Consider the following 19,321-nt stretch of genomic DNA (forward strand, 5'->3'; position numbering starts at 1 on the left):
ATTCTCTGAAAACAAGAATGACAATCTCGTGATGGGAGAATCTTAGATGGTCGAGCTCGAGCTGGACGAGGGCGTCGCGGTCATCACGATCGATCGACCGCACGCGCGCAACGCCATCGCGCCCGTCACGATGGACGAGCTCGACGAGGCGCTCGACAAGGCGGCGGGCGCACGCGCTCTCGTCGTGCGCGGCGCCGGTGACCGCGCGTTCGTCTCCGGCGGTGACCTGAAGGAACTCAGCGCTCTGCGCACCGAGGAACAGGCCGCCGCGATGGCCTGGCGGATGCGCTCGATCTGCGACCGGCTGGCGAGTTTCCCCGCCCCCGTGATCGCCGCGCTCAACGGGCACGCGCTCGGCGGCGGCGCCGAATTCGCGGTGGCCGCCGACATCCGCGTCGCCGCCGACGATATCAAGATCGGCTTCAACCAGTCCGCGCTGGCGATCATGCCGGCCTGGGGCGGCGCGGAACGCCTCGCCGCCCTCGTCGGCAAGAGCCGCGCGCTGCTGCTCGCCGGGTCCGGCGCGATCCTCGACGTCGTCGAGGCGCAGCGCCTCGGCCTGGTGGACCGGGTGCTGCCGCGCGCGGAGTTCGAGGACGGCTGGCGCGCGCTGGCCCGATCGCTGGCCACCCCGCAGGCCGCCGAGATCAAGCGCGTCGTCGGCGGGGTGTCGGCCGAGGAGGCCGTCACGGCCTTCGCGCGCCTGTGGGTGGCGGACGAGCACTGGGCCGCGGCCGACGCGGTGCTCGCCCGACGCGGCTAGTTCGCGCTCACCTGCCCGCGCTCACTCCGGTGCGGGCAGGTACGGAACCAGCGCGGCTTCGGCCGCCACGGCGAACGAGCTCAGAGCCATGGCGAGCATCGCGTACATGCCCACGGTGAACACCACATCCATCAGCTGGTGCTCGTCGAACTCGGTCGCCAGGGCGGTCCAGGTCGGGCCGCTCACGGCCCCGTCGCCGAGCAGTTCGTCGACGGCGGCCAGCAGCGCGCCGTCGATCGCCGACCACCCCGACGCGCTCGGACCCCGTTCGATTCGGGCGATCTCCTCGGGCTCGAGGCCCGCGTCGGCGGCCAGGATCGAATGCTGGGCCCACTCGTAGCCGCAGCGCTGGACCGCCGCCACCCGCAGCACCAGCAGCTCGCGCTGCCGGGCCGAGAGCGTGGAGCCGTAGAGGAAGTGCCCGTTGAAGGTGAGGAACGGTTTGGCCAGCGCCGGATATCTGGCCAGCGTGCCCAGCAGGTTCGCCCCGCTCTGCCGCCCGGTCGACGGCTTGTCGCCGATCGCCGCGCTGCGATACTCGGCCATGAACGTGGTCATCTCCGTGGACCATTCCGCCTTCGGCAACGGCGCGATGCGGGGCTCTTGCGCCGCTGTCACGTGTTCCGCCCGCCGTTGACGCCGATGACCTGGCCGGTGAGATAGCCGGCCTCCTCGCTCACCAGGAACGCGCAGGTGGCGGCCACGTCGGCGGGTGTGCCGATCCGGCCGACCGGGGTGCGCGCGATCTGCGCCTCGACGTCGATGAACCCCCGGTCCACGGTGTGGCGCAGCATCGGGGTGTCGATGAAGCCCGGCGGGATGGTGTTCACCGTGATCCCGCGTTTGGCGAACTCGAGCGCGAGCACCTTGGTCAGACCCACCACGCCCGATTTCGCCGCGACGTACCCGGCCAGCCCGGCCGCGCCGCTGTGCACGCTCGACGACGAGATGTTGACGATGCGTCCCCAGCCCTGCTCGATCATGTCCGGGATCACCGCCTGGCAGCAGTCGAAGGTCCCGGTGAGATTGATCGCCAGGGCCCGGTTCCAGGTCTCGGCGCTGATCTCGAGGAACGGTCCGTCCAGGGTGAGACCGGCGCTGTTCACCAGCACCGCCGGTCGGCCGATCCGAGCGCGGACCTCGTCGACCCCGGCGTCGATCGCCGCGCGGTCGGTGACGTCGACGGGCAGGCCGATCGCCCGACCGCCGGCGTTCTCGATCGCGGCGGCGGCGTCCTTGGCCGCGTCACCGTTGAGGTCGAAGATGGCGACGGATGCCCCGTCGGCGGCGAGCCGTGCGCTGATCGCGCCGCCGATCCCCGACGCGCCGCCGGTGACGATCGCGGTGCGGGCGCTCATTTGATGGCCTCGTCGCCGGCGAGGGTGGTGCGGTGCATCCGACGCGGTTCGCGCCGGTCGAACTCGCACGCCCGGTGGACCAGGCCCCGGTTGTCCCAGATCACCAGATCGCCCACCGACCAGGCGTGGCGCAGCACGCGCTCCGGTGCGGTGGCGCGCGCCTGGAGGTCGTCGAGCAGTGCGCGCCCCTGCTCGGGGTCCATGCCGACGATGTGGGACGTGGTCGCCCCGAAGACCAGGGAGCGCCGCCCGGTGTCGTGCTGCCACACCAGCGGATGCTCGCGCACGGTGCGCGAGGCCCATTCGGTGAGCTGCTCCTCGGTGGGGTCCGGGTAGGTCAGTCGCTGGATCGCGGCGAAGGTGTGCACCACCCGCAGGTCGGCGAAGCGCTGCCGCTCGTCGTCGGAGAGGTTGTCGTAGGCCGCGTAGGTGCTGGCGAACTCGGTCTCGCCGCCCTCGGTGGCGATCACGTGCGCGCTGAGCATCGACGCCTTGGCCGGGATGGCGTCCAACGCGCCGTCGAGGTGCCAGAAATCGTTGCTCGCGAAGTACTCCGCGTTGGGATTGTCGGGGTCGAAGCTGATCTGCATGACATCGGGGTTGGCGTAGAGCGGGAATTGCACCAGCTCGCCCAACCGCCGCCCGAACGCCGCCTGCGCGTCGTCGCCGATGTGCAGTTCGCGAAACAGCAGCACGCCGTGCTCCTCGAGCGCCGCCATGCACGCGGCCGGAATGTCGGGGTCGTGCAGCAGCCGGTCGGCGTCGGCGTCGAGGACCTCCACGCCGACGGCGTCGCTCAGTTTCTTCGTGGCCAGGATAGGCATCGGTCGCCTCTCATTCTTCCGGCGGCGCGTAACCGAGCACGCCCTTGATCTCGAGGTAGTCGTGGAAGCCGAAATCGCCCCACTCGCGGCCGTTGCCGCTCTTCTTGTAGCCGCCGAAAGGCGTGTGGAAATCGAACCCGTCGTTGATCGCGATCGACCCCGCCCTGATCCGGCGGGCGACCGCGCGCGCCTGCGCCAGGTCGGTGCCGGCGACGAAGCCGGCCAGGCCGTACTCGGTGTCGTTGGCGATCTCGACGGCGTGGTCGAGATCGTCGTAGCCCAGGATCGTCAGGACCGGCCCGAAGATCTCCTCGCGGGCGATCGTCATGTCGTTGGTGACCTCGGCGAAGACGGTGGGCCGCACGTAGTAGCCGGTGCTCAGACCGTCCGGTTTGCCCGGCCCGCCCGCCACCAGCGTGGCCCCCTCGCCGATGCCCTTGGCGATCAGTGTCTGGATCTTGTCGAACTGGTTGGCCGAGACCACCGGGCCGATGGCGAACTCGCCGTGCGGATCGCCGACGGTGACCCCCTCGGCCGCTGCGCGTGCGACCTCGATCGCCTCGGCCATCCGCGCGCCGGGCACCAGCATGCGCGAGGGCGCGCTGCAGGTCTGGCCCGAGTTGAGCATCATGCTCACGACGCCCTTGCCGACGTTCTCGGCGAAGGCGTCGTCATCGAGGATGATGTTGGGGTTCTTGCCGCCGAGCTCCTGGGTGACCCGCTTGACCCCGGCCGCCGCGTTGCGCGCGATATCGATGCCCGCCCTGGCCGAGCCGGTGAACGAGACCAGGTCGACGTCGGGATGACTCGCCAACGGCACGCCGACCGCGAGGCCGTCGCCCTGCACCAGGTTGAACACCCCGGCCGGAACACCGGCGGCATCGAGGATCTCGGCGAAGATCTGGCCGGAGAACGGCGCGAGTTCGGAGGGCTTGAGCACCATGGTGCAGCCGGTGGCCAGCGCGGGGAAGACCTTCACCGCGATCTGGTTCAGCGGCCAGTTCCACGGGGTGATCAGGGCGCAGACCCCGATCGGCTCCTTCACGATCAGCGACGCGCCACGCTGTTCCTCGAAGCGGAATCCCTCGAGGACCTCGATCGTGGTGCTGAGGTGGCCCGTCCCCAGGTCCACCTGGAAGCCGTTGGCCAGGGCGGCCGGTGCCCCCAGCTCCTCGATCAGCGCCGCCCCGAGATCGGGGGCGCGTTTCTGATATTCGGCGAGAACCGCGCGCAGCAGCGCGAGCCGTTGCGCGGGCTCGGTGCTCGACCACCCGGCGAAGGCGGCGCGCGCGGCGGCGACCGCGCGGTCCACGTCCGCCGCCGTGCCGACGGCCACCGTGCCGCACACCTGCTCGGTGGCCGGATTCACCACGTCGATGGTGTGGGGCTCGGCGGGGTCGGTCCACTGCCCGTCGATGTAGAGCTTCAGATATTCACGCATGATTTCCTCACTGAGTGCCTTCCGCGTACCAGGTGCGGAATTCGTCGTAGCTCGGCATTTCTTCCGAATTCGCCTTCGGGTCGACCGCGACGTGGATGACGCCCGGTCGCCCGCTGGCGTAGGCGCGTTTGATGGCGGGGGCGATGTCCTCGTCGCGCTCGACGTATTCGCCGTAGCAGCCGAAGCCCTCGGCGACCTTGTCCAGCCGGGTGTTCTTGCTCCAGTGCACGCCCGTCTCGAGCGAGCCCTGCCCGTAGGTGCGCTTGTAGACGCCGACCTCGAGCCCCCAGGCGTAGTCGACCGCGACCACACAGACCAGGGGGAGGTTCAGTCGCGCGGCGGTTTCGAGTTCGGCGATGTGGAACTGGAACGAGGAGTCGCCGGTGATCAGCATCATCGGTCGTTTGCCGCCGTCGGCCACGCCCGCGCCTACCGCGTAGGGCAGTCCGGTGCCCAGGTGCCCGAAGTTCTGATTCCACATGACGTCGTGCGGTTTGGCTTGCGAGTAGGTCCAGCCGAAGATCGTCGTGGCGCCGCCGTCGCGCACCATGATGCCGTCGGCCGGAAACGCCTGCGTCGCCTCCACGATCAGCCGCGCAGGGTGCACCGGCGACATCCCCGACGGCGCGGTCTCGGCCAGTTCCGCGAGCTGGGCCGCGTCCTGTTCGATCCAGCCCGCGAGCTCGGGGGTGGGGGTGCGTGGGGTCTCGCGCAGCGCCTCGACCAGCTGCGGGACGATCGCGCGCAGGTCACCGACCAGCGGCACGTCCACCGATCGGTTCACCCCGATGGCCTCGGGGTCCTGCTCGACGAGGATCCACTTGCGGTTGGCCTCGTTGGCGACCCAGTGCCGTCCGCGCCCGTAGTGCACCGGTTCGCCCAGTTCGGTGCCGATGGCCAGGCACAGATCGGATTTCACGACCGCGTCGATCGCCGCCGCCGAGAACCCGTACGGGAAAGTGCGGTCCTCGAGCCCGGGGATGAAGGAGGTGCCGCCCGAGGTCTGGATGACCGGGCAGGCCATGGCCTCGGCCAGCGCGCGGACCGACTTGCCGGCGCGTGTGGTGTGCACGCCGTGTCCCACGAGCAGCACGGGCTGGCTCGCCACGCGGATGTAGTCGACCGCCTCGGCGATCCGGTCCGCACCGGCGGTCTGTCCCACCAGGCGATACGCCGACGGCGCCAGCGCGGGCCCGACCTCGAGTTCCTCCTGGATCACGTGCGAGGGGTACTCGATGTACACCGGGCCGGGGGTGCCCGAAAGCGCCTTGCGCAGACCCTGCCGGATGACCTCGTCGGTCTGGTCGGCGTATTCGATACTGGCGCAGTACTTCACCGACGGCTCGAACAGTTCCGCCTGCTTCACGAACTGGATGCGACCGCGCCGCACCCGCTGTTCGGTGATCCGCGCGCGCTGCCCGCCCAGGAAGATCACCGGCGAGTTCTCGACCTTGGCGCACATCATGGCCCCGGCCAGGTTGGCGACGCCGGGGCCGAGGGTGCCGATGCACACCGCGGCCTTGCCGGTCATCCGGGAGACGGCCTCGGCCATGAAACCGGCCGACTCCTCGTGGTGCGGGGCCACCACCGTCCAACCGCGTTCTTCGGCGAGATGGAACATGTGCACGAAGTTGGGGTCGGGAATGCCGAACAGGGTGTTGATGCCCTCGGCTTCGAAGAGTTGCAGAATGCGTTCGTAGACTTTAACCGACATGCGTGCTGCCCTTCATAGCTGTCGCGAAGCTCTTGGTGATGTGGTCGATGTGTCCGGAGGGGACGACCGGCAGGATCCAGGGATCCTCGGTCGCCCGGATGTCGTCGATCCGCGCGCCGACCTCCTCGATCGACCAGCTCGGTTGGTACACCCCGGGGGTCTCGGCGATGAACGCCCGCGCCACGCGTCCGGCGATCGACACCAGCATCTCCCCGGTGATCGAGCAGGATTCGTGCGCGAGCCACCCCACCACCGGCGCCGCCAGTTCCGGGTCCATGGGCGGATAGGCCGAGGTGTCGATGCCCTCGGCGAGGCGGGTGAGCGCGGCGGGCACGATCACGTTGCAGCGCACGCCGTGTTCGGCGCCCTCGAGCGCGATCACGTTCGACAGTCCGATCAGCCCAGCCTTGGCGGCGCCGTAGTTGGCGACGCGGTGGTTGCCGTAGAGCCCGCCGATCGAGGAGGTGAGGACCACCCGGCCGTATCCGGCCTCGCACATCAGCGCGAACGCCGGGCGCACCACGTGGAACGCGCCGCGCAGGTGGACGTCGAGGACGGCGTCGAAATCCTCGTAGGACATCTGCGCCAGCGGTGCGTACCGGTTGTTGCCCGCGTTGTGCACGATGATGTCGATCCGGCCGAAGGCCTCGATCGCGGTCGCCACGATCGCGCGCCCGCCCTGCGCCGTCGCCACCGAAGCGGTGCTGGCCACCGCGATGCCGCCGGCGGCGGTGATCTCCTCGACCACCGCCGCGGCGACCCCGGCGTCGCCGCTGTCCCCGCTGATGGTGGCGCCGGGATCGTTGACGACCACCCTGGCCCCCTTCGCGGCGAGCAGCAGCGCGTAGGCGCGGCCCAATCCGCGTCCGGCGCCGGTGATCACGGCGACTCTGCCCTCGAACCCGAGTTCAGACATGGTGGGCTCCGCTCGCCGCGCGCCTCATCGGGCCGGTTCGGTCGGGGTGCCCAGCGCCAGGCCGGGCAGCTCGCCGGTGTCGCGCCACGCCTGGAGCAGATCCTCGAAGGCGTAGAAGCCGGGCCAGTACGGGTCGCCGAGATGGGAGCGGATCTGCTGTTCGCCCTCGTTGTTGTAGTAGCCGGGGGTGCACTCGCGCTGGAAGTTGCTGTTGTCGATCGCGCTCTCGCGCACGGTCGCGCACCACTGTTCCTGCGCGTCGGCGGTGGGTTCCACCGTGGTCGCGCCCCGGCTCATCGTCTGCTCGATGATGAAGGCGATGTGGCGGGCCTGCTGTTCGAACATGGCCGTCGTGCTCGCGGTCACCCCGCCCTGGACGAACCCGGTGAAGAACTGGTTCGGGAAACCGGTGGTCATCGTGCCGTGCAGGGTGCGGTAGCCCTTGGCCCAGTGGTCGTAGAGCGAGAGCTCGTCGCGGCCCACGTAGGGGGCGATGCCGAAGCGTCGGTCGAGGTCGGTGGTGATCTCGAAACCGCTGGCGAAGATGATGCAGTCCACTTCGTGTTCGACGCCGTCGGCGACGATGCCCTTGGCGGTGATCCGCTCCACGCCCTTGGTGCCGGAAACATCGACGAGGGTGACGTTGTCGCGGTTGAAGGTCGGCAGGTACTCGTCGTTGAAACACGGCCGCTTGCACAGGAACCGGTAGTAGGGCTTGAGCGCCTCGGCGGTCGCCGGGTCGGTGACGATCTCGTCGACCCGGTCGCGCACCCGCTGCATCGCCCGATAGTCCGCCAGCTCGCGCAGCTCCATGAACTTCTCCGGCGTCAGCCCCGCCCAGCCGCCGGTGCTGTCGAGGTGGTCGCGCACATTGCGGCTGACCTCGGTCCAGCCGTCGCAGACCAGATCGTCCTGACCGGGACCGTAGGCTTCGAACGCGCCGGTGTGGAAGTTGCGGCGGATCTCCTCCTGCCAGCCGGGCTGCAAGCTCTCGGCCCACGCGGGGTCGGTGGGCACGTTGCCGCGCTCGTAGATGTAGGACGGGGTGCGCTGGAAGACGGTGAGATGGCGCGCCGAGCGGGCCAGGTGGGGGATGGACTGCACGCCGCTGGCGCCGGTCCCGATGATCGCCACCCGCTTGTCGGCGAGTTTGTCCAGGCCCCCGCGCATGTCGCCGCCGGTGTACTCGTAGTCCCAGCGCGCGGTGTGGAAGGTGTGTCCCGCGAAATCGCCGAGACCGGGGATGCCGGGCAGCTTGGGCCGGTTGAACGGGCCCTGACACATGACGACGAAGCGGGCGCGGATCTCGTCACCCCGATCGGTGCCGATCCGCCAGCGCTGGATCGACTCGTCCCACGCCATCGAACGGGTGAGCGTGCCGAAGATCGCCTTGTCGTAGAGACCGAAGTGCCTGCCGATGCGCTGGCAGTGCTCGAAGACCTCGTCACCGTAGGAGTACTTCTGCTTCGGGACGTAGCCGACCTCCTCGAGCAGCGGCAGATAGCAGTAGCAGTCGGTGTCGCACTGGATGCCGGGGTAGCGATTCCAGTACCACGCGCCGCCGAAATCGCCGGCGTGCTCGATGATCCGGAAGTCCGCCACCCCGGCCTCGCTGATCCGGGCTGCGGTGACGAGTCCGGCCAGCCCGCCGCCGAGGATCGCCACGTCGATGTCCTGGGAGATCGGCGGTCGCGGCTGGACCGGGGTGTACGGGTCGGCTTCGTGATACTCGGCGAAGTCCGCCTCGGCCGTCACGTACTGCTGCTGGCCCTCGGGGCGGATGCGCTTGTCGCGTTCGGCGAGATACTTCGCCCGGAGCGCTTCGTGATCGACCTCGGGTGTCTGCGTTGGTGCGCAGTTCTGCATGCGAATTCCTCGGTGTGGTGCGGTGTTTCGGGTGATCAGGGCACGGACTCAGGCGAGGTCGCGCGGTGCGCCGGTGCCCATGTAGGTGGCCAGGTTGTGGTGCAGGTTCACGACGCTGCGTTCGCGGTAGGGATTGGGCATCGGCCCGGCGAAGCCGCGCGTCTTCATGCCCTGCTGCACAGCGGCCATGTTCGAGAAGTCCTGGGGCAGGACGGTGCGCCAGGCCGGATCGTCGGCGGCGGTGTACTCCCACTCGGTCTTCGGTTCCTGGCCGGCCGGGAACAGTTCGTAGACGGCCGCCTCGAAGATGCACTTGTCGGGGTCGTAGCCGTAGGGCCGGGCGCTGTAGCAGAGCATGTTGTTGAGCGCGTGCCCGATCTGGAAGTTGGGGAAGATCTGCCACGCGGTCCCCGCCGCCGCGACGACCTGCGGGTCCACCGTCGGCCACACCACCCCGCGATCGGCGTCGTACTCGCGGGCCGATTGCAGCCAGTGTTTGAGCACCTGATCGGCCGGGGTGCCCTCGGGCAGCTCCGCGACCAGCCGATTCGCGGCGTCGACCAGGGTGCGGGTGGTGTTGGTATTGGCGTTCTCCCAGGTGAAGTTCTGGAGTTCGGCCGTGGACATGCGGGCGTCGGGTCCGGCGCCGAGGCGCAGCTTGGCCTGGTTCTCCTCCATGCCCTTGGGCGCGTCGTAGCCGATGTTGCTGTGCTTGCCCTGCGCGCGCGACCACCCGAGGAAATTGCCGAAGTTCATGAACTCGGGGTGGGTGTAGGGCACGTGGTAGGTCTCCATGAACGCCTCCAACGCGACCTTCCAGTTGCAGTCGAAGACCAGCCAGCGCCGCCACCGATAGCGCATGTTCTCCAGCTGGAACGGATCGAGCAGCCCGGCCGCGGGCTCCAGGTACTCCCGCAGCGGCTCGGCCTCGGGGTCCATGGTGATCCAGATCCAGCCGCCCCAGGTGTCGACCCGCACCTCGCCGAGCCGGGTGCGGTCCGGGGTCAGCCCGCACGGCCAGTCCTGCTGCTCGGCCGCGAAGGTATTGCGGCCCTCGAGGTCGTAGCGCCAGCCGTGGAACCCGCAGACGAACTGCTTGCGGCGGCCGTGGGCCTCCCGCGCGCCCGGGGGAGTGTCGATCAGCCGGCGGCCCCGATGCGAGCAGACGTTGTAGTAGGCGCGCAGCGTGTCGGGCGCCGAGCGCACCACGATGATCGAGTCGTCGAGGATGTCGTAGGTGAGGAAGTCGCCGACCTGGGCCAGTTCCTCGACCCGACCGACCTGCTGCCACACCTTGGTCCACAGCTTGTCGCGTTCGGCGCGGGCGTAGTCCGGCGACAGATAGGCCTCCACGCCGATCGTGCGCGGGGTCGACAGCGCCTCCTCGGTAGCGGTGAGCGCGGACTCGGTGGTGTCGGTCATGACCTCTCCTAGCGGGTGATGGCGGTGCGGAACGCGTCGTCCTCGAGGAACAGCGATGTGTGATCGGCGTCGAGATGGGTCCACTTGAGGTCGAGTCCGCCGTCGACCAGCAGCGTCTGACCCGTGATGTAGGTCGACAGGTCCGAGAGCAAGAACAGGATCGCGCCCGCCTGCTCCTCGGGCCGCGCGCGCCGACCCATGGCGATGGCGCGCCGGTCCCGGTCGGCGTCCTCGCCGACATAGGTCGCCGAAGCGGGGGTCTTGGTCACCCCGGGGGCGATGGCGTTGACCCGGATGCCGTCGGCGGCGAGTTCGACCGCCATGGTCCGGGTCGCGGCCACCAACGCGGCTTTGGCCGTGCCGTAGCCGATGTGGAACGGCGCGGTGTTCATGCCGCTGATCGAGGAGATCGAGACGATCGAGCCGGGCCGTTGCCGCGTTTTCAATTCGGCGGCGACGGCCTGACTCATGAAGAACATCGTTTCGAGGTTCTGGGTGAACAGCGCTCGCCAATCGGCGCGACTCACCCGCAGCGCGGGCATCCACGTCGCCGGGGCCGCGCCGCCCGCCACGTTGACCAGACCGTGCAGGTCGCCCTCGGTGGCGCGGATTGTCGCGAGCACCGTGGCGATGCCGTCGTCGGTGGCGGCGTCGGCCGCCACCGGCACCACCGCGAGCCCCTGCTCGATCAGCGGGTCGATGTGGGTCGTGAGGTTGTCCTTCGATCGGCTCACCGCGATCACGGTGGCCCCGGCCCGCGCGACCATCTCCACCACCGAGGTGCCGATGCCGCCGCCCGCCGCCCCGGACACCACGACGACGCGTCCGCTCAGGTCGATCGACCCGGCCGCCACCGCCGGGTTCATGCCGTGGCGCGCAGCGCGAGCACGCTGCCCTCGGCGTCGGCCGACAGGTACAGGGTCCCGTCGGGTCCGGCGGTGATCCCCGCGAAGGGGCCCTGCGGACCGGAGAACGGCGGCAGCCCCCGCAGCGGCTTGGGGGTGACTCCGGGCGGTGCCCCGACCGGCAGGTTCTTGGCCAGGGTGGTCCGGACCTTGGTCGCGAGATCGACGCTGATCAGCGACTTGCTGCCGACATCGACGATGTAGAGCGTGTCGCCGCGCACCAGGATGCCCTGGGGCTGCTCGAGCGCGTCGACCACCGTGTCGACCCCGGCGCTGCTCACCGAGACGATGCGGCCCGCGCCGGCTTCGGCGACCAGGCAGGTCCCGCCGGTGGTGAACGCGACGCCGATCGGCTGGTTCAGGCCCGAGGCCAGCTCCTCGACCCGGCCGCCGGACCGCACGGCCAGCACCCGGCCGCGGCCGAACTCCGTGGCGACGATGTCGCCGTTGGGTCCGAGCGCCACGCCGTAGAGCTGGTCGAGTTCGTCGGCCAGCACCTCGCTCTCCTGACTCGCCGGCCGCCACCGCGTGATCTGTCCGCCCGAGGTGGTGACCACGAATTCCCCCGCGCCGACGGCGGTGACGCCTCGGATGAAGCCGGGATAGCCGGGGCTGAACAGCATGCCGACCGTTTCCGGGGCCTGTCCCCGGCGCAGCACGTAGAAGTAGGTGCCGTCGGCGACGTAGAGTTCGCCGTCGCTGCCGACGGTGAGGTCCAGCGGCCAGTTCAGGCCCCCGGGCAGGGTGGTTCTGGTCTCGCCGCCATCGAGGATCTCGGTGATCTCGCCGGTGAAGTTGGAGACGAAGAGCCGACCGTCGACGAACGTGCAGTTGTCCAAGCCGGGGTTCAGGGTGGCCAGGACGGTGCGCTGTCCGGTTCGGGGATCGATGCGCAGGACCTCGCCGGTGCTCACCTGGGTGGAGACGATGTTGCCCGCCGCGTCGAACTTCACCGAGTCGGGCACGCCGAGATCGCCGACGACGCGTTCGGGTTCGCCGCCGCGCGGGTCGATCCGCCAGATGTCGTTGGTGCCCATCACCGGGTAGTAGAGGAGCCCGTCGGGACCGACCTCCATGGCGTTGGGCATGGCCAGGTTCTCCGCCAGGACCCGGGGCTCGCTGCCGTCGGTGAACAGCTCCATGAGCCGTCCGCCGACGCGACATTCGTTGACGAACAACCGGTTCTGGTGCACGGTGATGCCGTTCGCGCTGGGCAGATCGTCGCGCAGCACCCTGGTCTGGCCGTCGGCGCCGCGCATGCTGACCCGCCCGTCCATCACCTCGGTGGCGAACAGGTTGCCGTGGTCGTCGAAGGCCAGGTCGTCGGGGGCGATGATGTCGCCGCCCTTGGCACTGATCGTCTCGAGTCCGCCGGTGGCGACGTCGAGGGCGCTGATCTGGCTGCCGGTCACCTGGGCGACGTAGATGCGGCCGTCGGGGCCGGTGCGCAGGCCGTTGGCGCCGAAGAGCCGGCTCGGCGGCGTGAGGCGTTCCAGGCTCCACCCTTCGGCGAGGCTCGTTGCTGTGGTGCTGATGTAGCGCGCCCCTTGTATCAAGGTGGGGCCTCCTCCGGGTGAGTGCGTCGGGGTCCGCGATGGGTGGCGTCGCTGTCCTGCGGATCGCCGGAGCGTGATGCGGACCACTTCATCGGTGGCTCGGAGCCTGCCAGCAAGCGGTGAGCATTGCAAGTATTGTTATCCTTGTAAGGATTAGCTAGCATGCGCGAAGAGTGAGAATCGCAATCTCTTCTGAGGCAAGGCAAACTCTACCGCTGATGACGTGCGGTTTTGTGGGGAATTGCGTGGTGATCCGCGCACGAAGAAGCCTCGCGCTGGGTCCCACGGGGTGGGTCGCGTGATTCGACTCCGTCAGCGGGGGTGAACGCGGTGGCGTACTGCCGGTCGGCGCATAGCGGGGGGCTACGGCACGCGGCGACTGAATATTGTTGTGCCCCGCCGTGATTCGACTATCGGCGTGGTGCGGTCAGGCTGCGGAGAGCCGCGCGAAGTCCGGGGGTTCGGCCGGACTCGGCTAGAGGCGAGCGCGGTGGCCGGACTGGATCGACTGGCGCGACATGGCCGACGACGCGTTGACGACACCGCCGTCGAATCGCTCGAGCACCACGGACTGGGTCGCCGCCAGGTGCGCGCGTGCCAACCGCTCGGCCTCCTCGGCCTCACCCGCGGCGATCTGCTCGACGAGCCGGCGATGGAAGCGCACGGCGTCGCGTGCGTCGGCCTCGGACGGGTACTCGCCGCGCCGGGTCGTCGCTTCCGCCCAGGCTTGCTCCTGTGCCGACCACAGGGCTACGAGCGTGCTGACGACGTAGCGAATGGTCACGTTCGGGGTGAACGAGACGACGAGATCGTGGAACTCGCGAGCGGATTGAGTGAAGGCCACGCCGTCGCCGACCTTGGTGGCCGAGTCGTCGACGGCGGCCTCGAGGGCTGGGACGACCACCTCGGCGCGGTCTTCGCGCCGGGCGCACGCGGCGGCGCACATCGGCTCGAGCGCCTGGAGTCCGGACGCGAGATCGCCCAGCGTCACGCGGGCGCCCTGCAGGGCGAGCCCGAGGTGATAGGCCGCGGAGACCTCGTCGGGCCGGTGGACCTCGGCGCCGCCGACGTTGCCGCGCCGGACCGTGACCAGGCCCTCGGTCTCGAGGATGCGCAGCGCCTCCCGGATGGAGGGGTAGCTGACGCCGAAGTCCTTGACCAGCTGATCCTGGGTGGGGAGGCGGTAGTTGTCGTCGGAGAGGATGTGGTCGCGCAGTTCGGCCGCGACGGTCTCCGCGATGCGACGCTGCGGAACTCGGCCCCGTCTCGGGGTGGTCAACGAACCCGCCGATCATCCATGGCGGGAGTGTAATTGATCGCGGGTCAACCATTCAAGTATTGCTATCCTTATTATGTCAAATATTGCTATCCTTATGAGGATTAACTACAGTCCGATCATGGATTTCACGATGGGAACGGCCGCCGCGGACCTGCGGGGGGAGCTGCGTCGTCTGGTGGACGAGCACGTCCCGGCTGATTTTCTGGGGGCCTTCACCGACGACCCGGCCGATTTCGAGGCCGCCCAGCGGTTCTCCCGCCTGCTGGCCGAACGCGGCCTGCTCTGCCTGGCCTGGCCCGCCGAGTTCGGCGGCCGCGACGCCTCCATCTGGGAACAGACCGTGGTGCGCGAGGAGATGTGGGCCCACCACGAACCGCGCGGTGCGCAGTACATGGGCGTGAACTGGGTGGGGCCCACCATCATGCGCCACGGCACCGAGGCCCAGCAGCGGACCCATCTGCCGCCGATCGCGCGGGGGGAGGTGATCTGGTGCCAGGGTTTCAGCGAACCGGACTCGGGCTCTGACCTGGCGTCGTTGCGCACCGCGGCGCGCCGCGACGGCGACGGCTGGCGGATCACCGGGCAGAAGGTGTGGACCTCCTACGCCGCGATGGCCCAGTGGTGCTTCCTGCTCGCCCGCACCTCGACCGGCGAACGCAAACAGTCCGGGCTGACGATCTTCCTCGTCCCGATGTCCAACCCGGCCATCGAGGTGCGCCCGATCCGTTCCATGATCGGCCCGCACCACCTCAACGAGGTCTTCTTCGACGACCTGCGGGTGACCGAAGCCGATGTACTCGGCCCGGTCGACGAGGGCTGGAAGGTGGTGCAGGAGGTGTTGGCCTTCGAACGGGTCGGCATCGCCCGCTACGCCCGCTGCGAACGGCTGCTGCTCGCCGCGCCGTCGGCGCTGGGCGAGCGCTGGGACGCGCTGCCCGCCGAACTGCGTGGCCGATGGGCCCGCATGCTGACCCACTGCCGCCGCGCGCGATTACTGGCCTACCGGGTGCTGTCGCTGCAACGCCTGGGCCAGGTACGACCCAGCGACGCCGCCGCCTACCGCATCGCGGTCACCACCCTCGACCAGGACAGCGCGGAGGTACTCGTGGAACTCGCCGCCCACCTCCACCCGGCCGGCGCCGACGGGCCACATCGGTTCCGGCGCGAGGCCGAGGAACACTGGCGCTACTCCCAAGCCGCCACCGTCGCCTCGGGCAGTATCGAGATGCAGCGGATTCTGCTGGCCCGCGCGCTGCTGGCGGCGTCGTGAACATCGAGCTGAGCGCGGACGCGCTCGAATTCGGCCGACAGGCATCGCTGGCGCTGGCGGCGGCGGGCGGTGACGACCTGGTCCAGCTCGGTGAACGCGAACCCGCGCGGCGCGAGAGCGTGTTCGCGCCGGTGCTCGCGCGGTTGGGTGCGTGGGATCTCGATCCGCGCGGCGACGCCGACGAACTGGAGGCGGCGGCGGCCCTGTGCCGCAGCGCGGGTTACTGGGCGCTGCCCTATCCGCTGGCCGAACGGCTGGCCCGGCCCGCCGATCTCGCGGTCGACGGACTGCTCGTCGTCGCCGAGACCAATCCGGCCGCGCCCGTCGCCGACCTCGCGCTGCGCTGGGCGGCGGTCACGATCACCGGTCGACGCTCCGCCGTCGAGGTCGGGCCCACGCACGCGCCCCGGACCTCGGCGTTCGTCACCTCGCTCGCGCTGCGCCACCTCGACGACGACGGCGCCGCCGATGTGGCGTTGGGGCTGGTGCTGCCGTGCTGGACGCTGCTCGGCATGCTGGACCGCGCCCTGGATCTCACCCGCGCCCACGTGCTGCTGCGCGAGCAGTTCGGCAAGCCGCTGGCGCAGTTGCAGGGCGTGCAGTTCCAGTTCACCGACGCCGAGGTGGAGCGTAGCGGCGTCGACATGCTGGCCAAGTACGCGCTGTGGAGCATCCAGGCCGGGCGGCCCGAGGCGCTCGATGACGCGCTCGCGCTGCGCTCGGCCGCGATCGAGGCCGCCGAGATCGTCTTCCGGGTCGCGCACCAGTTGCACGGCGCCATCGGCTTCTGCGACGAGTCGCCGCTGTCGTGGCTCTCGCGCTACAGCCTGCCGCTGCGGCGGCTGCCGTTGGGCCTGTCCGCGACCAGCGAGGTCCTCACCGACCGCCTCGGCCGCACCGGGCTGACCGGGCTGTTCGGCGCGGGCCGTGCCGACGACCGCCCGGAGGTGGCGCGGTGAGATACGACTTGCCCGACGAACTGATCGTCGAATGCGACGGCCCGATCCGCACGGTGGTGATCAACCGGCCCGACGAGCTCAACGCGGTGAACAAGGCGCTGCACTGGGCGCTGGCGAATGTGTGGCGGCAGTTGGCCGCCGACCGCGACGCCTCGGTGGTGATCCTCACCGGGGTGGGTCGCGCGTTCAGCGCGGGCGGCGATCTGGGCTGGATCACCTCCTTTCTCGACGACCCCGTCGGCCGCGACGAGAGCATCCGGGAGGGCGCGCAGATCATCGAGGAGATGCTGCGTTTCCCGCTGCCGGTGATCGCGGCGGTCAACGGGCCCGCCGTGGGGCTCGGGGCCAGCCTCGCGGTGCTCTGCGATGTGGCGCTGATCTCCGAGCGGGCGCATCTGGCCGATCCGCACGTCGCGGTCGGGCTGATCGCCGGGGACGGTGGGGCGGCGTTCTGGCCGCTGCTCACCCCGATCCTGCGCTCGCGCGAATTCCTGTTCACCGGTGACCGGATCTCGGCGGCCACCGCCGTGGAACTCGGGCTCGCCACGCGCAGCGTCGCCCCCGACGCCCTGCTCGACGAGGCACGGACGTTGGCGCACCGGCTGGCCGCGCTGCCGCCCGAGGCCGTGCGCGGCACCAAGCGGATCGTGAACATGTATCTGTCCCAGGCGCTCGGCGGTCCGATGCAGGCCGGTTTCGCGGCCGAGGTCGCCACCATGCAGTCCGCCGCGCACCGCGATCGGCTGCTGGCCCTGCACGAGAACGCGCGCCCCCGATGACCTCGACCGCGCGGACCATCGACGCCTTCCGCGCCGAGGTCAGGCAGTGGTGCCGGACGCGGATTCCCGCCGACTGGCGGCAGGCGCAGACAGGAGTCGCCGAGCGCGAGTTCGTCGATTTCCAGCAGTCCTGGTTCCAGACGTTGCGCGGGGCCGGTTTCGCGGTCCCGCACTGGCCGAAGGAATACGGCGGCGGCATGTCGACGGCCGAGCAGGTGGTGCTCTATCAGGAGCTCGCCGCCCACGACGCGCCCCGACTGGTCCTGGCCTTCGTCTCGATCCACCACGCCGCCGCCACCCTGCTCGCCGCGGGCACCGACGAGCAACGCCGTCGCCACCTGCCGGCGATCCTCGACGGCGAGATCTGGTGCCAGGGCTTCTCCGAGCCGGGCGCGGGCTCGGACCTCGCGGCGCTCGCGACCACCGCCCGCCGCGACGGCGACGGCTATGTCGTCTCCGGACAGAAGCTGTGGGCCAGCGGCGCGCGGCACGCGGACTGGTGTCTGCTGCTCGCCCGCACCGATCCCGACGCGCCCGCGCGCCACGGCATCTCGTACTTCCTGCTGGACATGCGCGCCCCCGGCGTCGAGGTGCGGCCCATCCGGCAGGCGACAGGGGAGTCGCACTTCTGTGAGATCTTCCTCGACGAGGTGGTGATCCCCGCCGATCGGCTGGTCGGCGCGGAGAACGAAGGCTGGCAGGTGGCCCAGCGCACCCTCGGCGCCGAACGCGGCATGACCATGCTCGAACTGGCCGAACGGCTGGGCAACAACGGTTTCCGCCGCTTGGTCGAGAGCTGTCCGCTCGATGATCCGCTGGTCGCCGACCGCCTCGCCGAACTGGAGATCGAACTCACCGGGCTGCGCGCGCTGTGCGCCGATGTCGCGGCCGCCGAGGATCAGCCCGGCCCGGCCGACGCCTCGATCGTGAAACTGTTCTACAGCGAACTGCTGCAACGGATGACCGACTTCGGCACCGAGATGGCCGGGCTGGCCACCCACACCGAGCTGCGCAAACCGCTGTCGAGCGGCTGGGAGTCCGGCGCCTGGATGCTGGACTTCCTCGGCTCGTGGGAATGGACGATTCCGGGCGGCGCCAGCGAGATCCAGCGCACCATCATCGGTGAGCGCGGCCTCGGCCTGCCTCGAGAACCCAGGGGAAAACGATGACCTCCGACGAGCACGACCTCGCCGACCTACACGACGAGGTGGCCGGGGTGGCGCGCGAGCTGCTGCGCCGATCCGCCGCCGCGCCCGACTGGACGGCGATCGCGGACGCGGGCTGGCCCGGCCTCGAGGTCCACGCCGCCTTCGACGGTGCCGAGGCCACCTTCGCCGAGGTCGCGGTGGTCCTCGCCGAGTTCGGCCGGGCCGCCGCGAGCGGCGCGTATCCGGCGGTCGCGGCGCTCGGCGTCGGCGCGCTCACTCGCGTCGTCGCGACGCCGCGGCGCGACCAGCTCCTGCGCGAGACCGCTGTGGGCGCGGCCGTCCCGATCCTCGTGCTCGCGGGTGAGGCGACGGGACCGACGCGGTTCCGGATCGAGCCGTCGACGCGGGGGCCGCTGCTGCACGGCACGGCCGATTTCGTTCTCGACGCACCGGCTGCCGGACAGTTGCTCGTCCCCGCGCTCGATCGGGCGGGCCGAGGGGTGCTCGTCGAGGTCGATCCCCGCGCGCGGGGGCTGCTCGTGGCCGAACAGCCGGTGCTCGACGCTACCCGCCGGTTCGGCAGCGTTGTCGCCGACGGGGTGGCGGTGGCCCCGGAGTCGTTGTGGCCCTTCACCGATGACGATGCCGTCCGGGTGCTCGATCGGCTGCGCGACCGGGCCGCCGTCGCGGTGGCCTGCGACAGTCTCGGCCTGAGCCGGGCCATGCTCGACGCCACCGTCGCCCATGTCGGTACGCGCGAACAGTTCGGCCGGCCGATCGGCTCGTTCCAGGCCGTCAAACACGCATGCGCCGACATGCTCGTGCAGGTGCGGGTCGCGGGCAAACTCGTCGAGGCCGCGGTGCGCGACCAGGCGCGTGACGCCGCCGACGCGTCGACCTCGGCGTCGATGGCCAAGTCCTACGCGTGCGCGGCGGCGGTCGACATCGCGGGTAAGGCGATGCAGTTGCACGGGGGCATGGGCTACACCTGGGAGAGCGGCATCCACGTCTATCTCAAGCGGGCCGCGCTCAACCGTTCGCTGTTCGGTTCGCCCGCGCGCCATCGCGCCGCACTGGCCCGGCGGTATTCCGTTCAGGCGCCGCATCGCGCGGGCGCCTGA

General features: G+C 70.1%; 17 protein-coding genes. 6 read left to right on the forward strand and 11 right to left on the reverse strand.

The window, feature by feature from the left end; all coding sequences use genetic code 11:
- Positions 1–46 precede the first annotated feature (46 nt).
- Complete coding sequence (locus ACWDXS_RS04060) at positions 47–763, forward strand: enoyl-CoA hydratase/isomerase family protein (RefSeq protein ID WP_449961802.1); 717 nt, start codon at positions 47–49, stop codon at positions 761–763.
- 21 nt (positions 764–784) lie between these two features.
- Here ACWDXS_RS04060 and ACWDXS_RS04065 read toward each other — a convergent pair whose 3' ends face one another.
- From ACWDXS_RS04065 to ACWDXS_RS04115, 11 genes are all read right to left on the reverse strand, one after another.
- Positions 785–1,321: a carboxymuconolactone decarboxylase family protein gene (locus ACWDXS_RS04065; RefSeq protein ID WP_067445225.1), complete on the reverse strand. Its 537-nt coding sequence runs from the start codon at positions 1,319–1,321 to the stop codon at positions 785–787.
- A gap of 56 nt (positions 1,322–1,377) precedes the next feature.
- Positions 1,378–2,121 (reverse strand): SDR family NAD(P)-dependent oxidoreductase, encoded by a 744-nt coding sequence (locus tag ACWDXS_RS04070; RefSeq protein ID WP_449961805.1) that lies wholly within the window; start codon positions 2,119–2,121, stop codon positions 1,378–1,380.
- Entirely contained in the window at positions 2,118–2,945 is an 828-nt protein-coding gene (locus ACWDXS_RS04075; RefSeq protein ID WP_449961808.1) for a TauD/TfdA dioxygenase family protein, read from the reverse strand. The genes ACWDXS_RS04070 and ACWDXS_RS04075 overlap by 4 nt, the downstream gene beginning before the upstream one ends.
- Before the next feature lie 10 nt (positions 2,946–2,955).
- Positions 2,956–4,386: an aldehyde dehydrogenase family protein gene (locus ACWDXS_RS04080; RefSeq protein WP_449961811.1), complete on the reverse strand. Its 1,431-nt coding sequence runs from the start codon at positions 4,384–4,386 to the stop codon at positions 2,956–2,958.
- A 7-nt stretch (positions 4,387–4,393) separates the two neighbouring features.
- Positions 4,394–6,100, reverse strand: a complete 1,707-nt coding sequence (locus tag ACWDXS_RS04085) for a thiamine pyrophosphate-binding protein (RefSeq protein ID WP_449961814.1) — start codon at positions 6,098–6,100, stop codon at positions 4,394–4,396.
- Positions 6,090–7,016, reverse strand: coding sequence for an SDR family NAD(P)-dependent oxidoreductase (locus tag ACWDXS_RS04090; RefSeq protein WP_378990236.1), 927 nt, complete (start codon positions 7,014–7,016; stop codon positions 6,090–6,092). Before ACWDXS_RS04090 ends, ACWDXS_RS04085 begins: the two co-directional genes overlap by 11 nt.
- A gap of 24 nt (positions 7,017–7,040) precedes the next feature.
- Positions 7,041–8,882 carry a flavin-containing monooxygenase gene (locus tag ACWDXS_RS04095; protein ID WP_449961817.1) on the reverse strand — a complete coding sequence of 614 codons (1,842 nt, stop codon included), beginning with the start codon at positions 8,880–8,882 and terminating at the stop codon, positions 7,041–7,043.
- A gap of 48 nt (positions 8,883–8,930) precedes the next feature.
- Entirely contained in the window at positions 8,931–10,304 is a 1,374-nt protein-coding gene (locus ACWDXS_RS04100; protein ID WP_067444854.1) for an aromatic ring-hydroxylating oxygenase subunit alpha, read from the reverse strand.
- Positions 10,305–10,312: 8 nt separating this feature from the next.
- A complete protein-coding gene (locus ACWDXS_RS04105) occupies positions 10,313–11,170 on the reverse strand; it encodes an SDR family NAD(P)-dependent oxidoreductase (RefSeq protein WP_067444857.1) in 858 nt (285 codons plus the stop codon).
- Positions 11,167–12,765: an SMP-30/gluconolactonase/LRE family protein gene (locus tag ACWDXS_RS04110; RefSeq protein ID WP_449961822.1), complete on the reverse strand. Its 1,599-nt coding sequence runs from the start codon at positions 12,763–12,765 to the stop codon at positions 11,167–11,169. Before ACWDXS_RS04110 ends, ACWDXS_RS04105 begins: the two co-directional genes overlap by 4 nt.
- 475 nt (positions 12,766–13,240) lie before the next feature.
- A complete protein-coding gene (locus ACWDXS_RS04115; protein ID WP_067444864.1) occupies positions 13,241–14,044 on the reverse strand; it encodes a FadR/GntR family transcriptional regulator in 804 nt (267 codons plus the stop codon).
- Positions 14,045–14,162: 118 nt separating this feature from the next.
- Between ACWDXS_RS04115 and ACWDXS_RS04120 the strand changes: the two genes are divergently transcribed.
- The 5 genes from ACWDXS_RS04120 to ACWDXS_RS04140 are packed head-to-tail and all read left to right on the forward strand — an operon-like array spanning position 14,163 to position 19,321.
- On the forward strand, positions 14,163–15,314 hold the full coding sequence (locus ACWDXS_RS04120; protein ID WP_449961826.1) for an acyl-CoA dehydrogenase family protein: 1,152 nt from the start codon (positions 14,163–14,165) through the stop codon (positions 15,312–15,314).
- Complete coding sequence (locus ACWDXS_RS04125) at positions 15,311–16,273, forward strand: acyl-CoA dehydrogenase family protein (RefSeq protein WP_449961829.1); 963 nt, start codon at positions 15,311–15,313, stop codon at positions 16,271–16,273. Before ACWDXS_RS04120 ends, ACWDXS_RS04125 begins: the two co-directional genes overlap by 4 nt.
- A complete protein-coding gene (locus ACWDXS_RS04130) occupies positions 16,270–17,052 on the forward strand; it encodes an enoyl-CoA hydratase/isomerase family protein (RefSeq protein ID WP_449961832.1) in 783 nt (260 codons plus the stop codon). The genes ACWDXS_RS04125 and ACWDXS_RS04130 overlap by 4 nt, the downstream gene beginning before the upstream one ends.
- Complete coding sequence (locus tag ACWDXS_RS04135; RefSeq protein ID WP_449961834.1) at positions 17,049–18,221, forward strand: acyl-CoA dehydrogenase family protein; 1,173 nt, start codon at positions 17,049–17,051, stop codon at positions 18,219–18,221. Before ACWDXS_RS04130 ends, ACWDXS_RS04135 begins: the two co-directional genes overlap by 4 nt.
- Positions 18,218–19,321, forward strand: a complete 1,104-nt coding sequence (locus tag ACWDXS_RS04140) for an acyl-CoA dehydrogenase family protein (RefSeq protein WP_449961837.1) — start codon at positions 18,218–18,220, stop codon at positions 19,319–19,321. The genes ACWDXS_RS04135 and ACWDXS_RS04140 overlap by 4 nt, the downstream gene beginning before the upstream one ends.

It is taken from the genome of Nocardia sp. NPDC003183 (genome assembly GCF_053590715.1).

Coding starts and splice junctions, on each gene's coding strand:
- ACWDXS_RS04060 (WP_449961802.1), top strand. CDS start 47: ATGGTCGAGCTCGAGCTGGACGAGGGCGTCGCGGTCATCACGATCGAT.
- ACWDXS_RS04065 (WP_067445225.1), bottom strand. CDS start 1,321: ATGACCACGTTCATGGCCGAGTATCGCAGCGCGGCGATCGGCGACAAG.
- ACWDXS_RS04070 (WP_449961805.1), bottom strand. CDS start 2,121: ATGAGCGCCCGCACCGCGATCGTCACCGGCGGCGCGTCGGGGATCGGC.
- ACWDXS_RS04075 (WP_449961808.1), bottom strand. CDS start 2,945: ATGCCTATCCTGGCCACGAAGAAACTGAGCGACGCCGTCGGCGTGGAG.
- ACWDXS_RS04080 (WP_449961811.1), bottom strand. CDS start 4,386: ATGCGTGAATATCTGAAGCTCTACATCGACGGGCAGTGGACCGACCCC.
- ACWDXS_RS04085 (WP_449961814.1), bottom strand. CDS start 6,100: ATGTCGGTTAAAGTCTACGAACGCATTCTGCAACTCTTCGAAGCCGAG.
- ACWDXS_RS04090 (WP_378990236.1), bottom strand. CDS start 7,016: ATGTCTGAACTCGGGTTCGAGGGCAGAGTCGCCGTGATCACCGGCGCC.
- ACWDXS_RS04095 (WP_449961817.1), bottom strand. CDS start 8,882: ATGCAGAACTGCGCACCAACGCAGACACCCGAGGTCGATCACGAAGCG.
- ACWDXS_RS04100 (WP_067444854.1), bottom strand. CDS start 10,304: ATGACCGACACCACCGAGTCCGCGCTCACCGCTACCGAGGAGGCGCTG.
- ACWDXS_RS04105 (WP_067444857.1), bottom strand. CDS start 11,170: ATGAACCCGGCGGTGGCGGCCGGGTCGATCGACCTGAGCGGACGCGTC.
- ACWDXS_RS04120 (WP_449961826.1), top strand. CDS start 14,163: ATGGATTTCACGATGGGAACGGCCGCCGCGGACCTGCGGGGGGAGCTG.
- ACWDXS_RS04135 (WP_449961834.1), top strand. CDS start 17,049: ATGACCTCGACCGCGCGGACCATCGACGCCTTCCGCGCCGAGGTCAGG.
- ACWDXS_RS04140 (WP_449961837.1), top strand. CDS start 18,218: ATGACCTCCGACGAGCACGACCTCGCCGACCTACACGACGAGGTGGCC.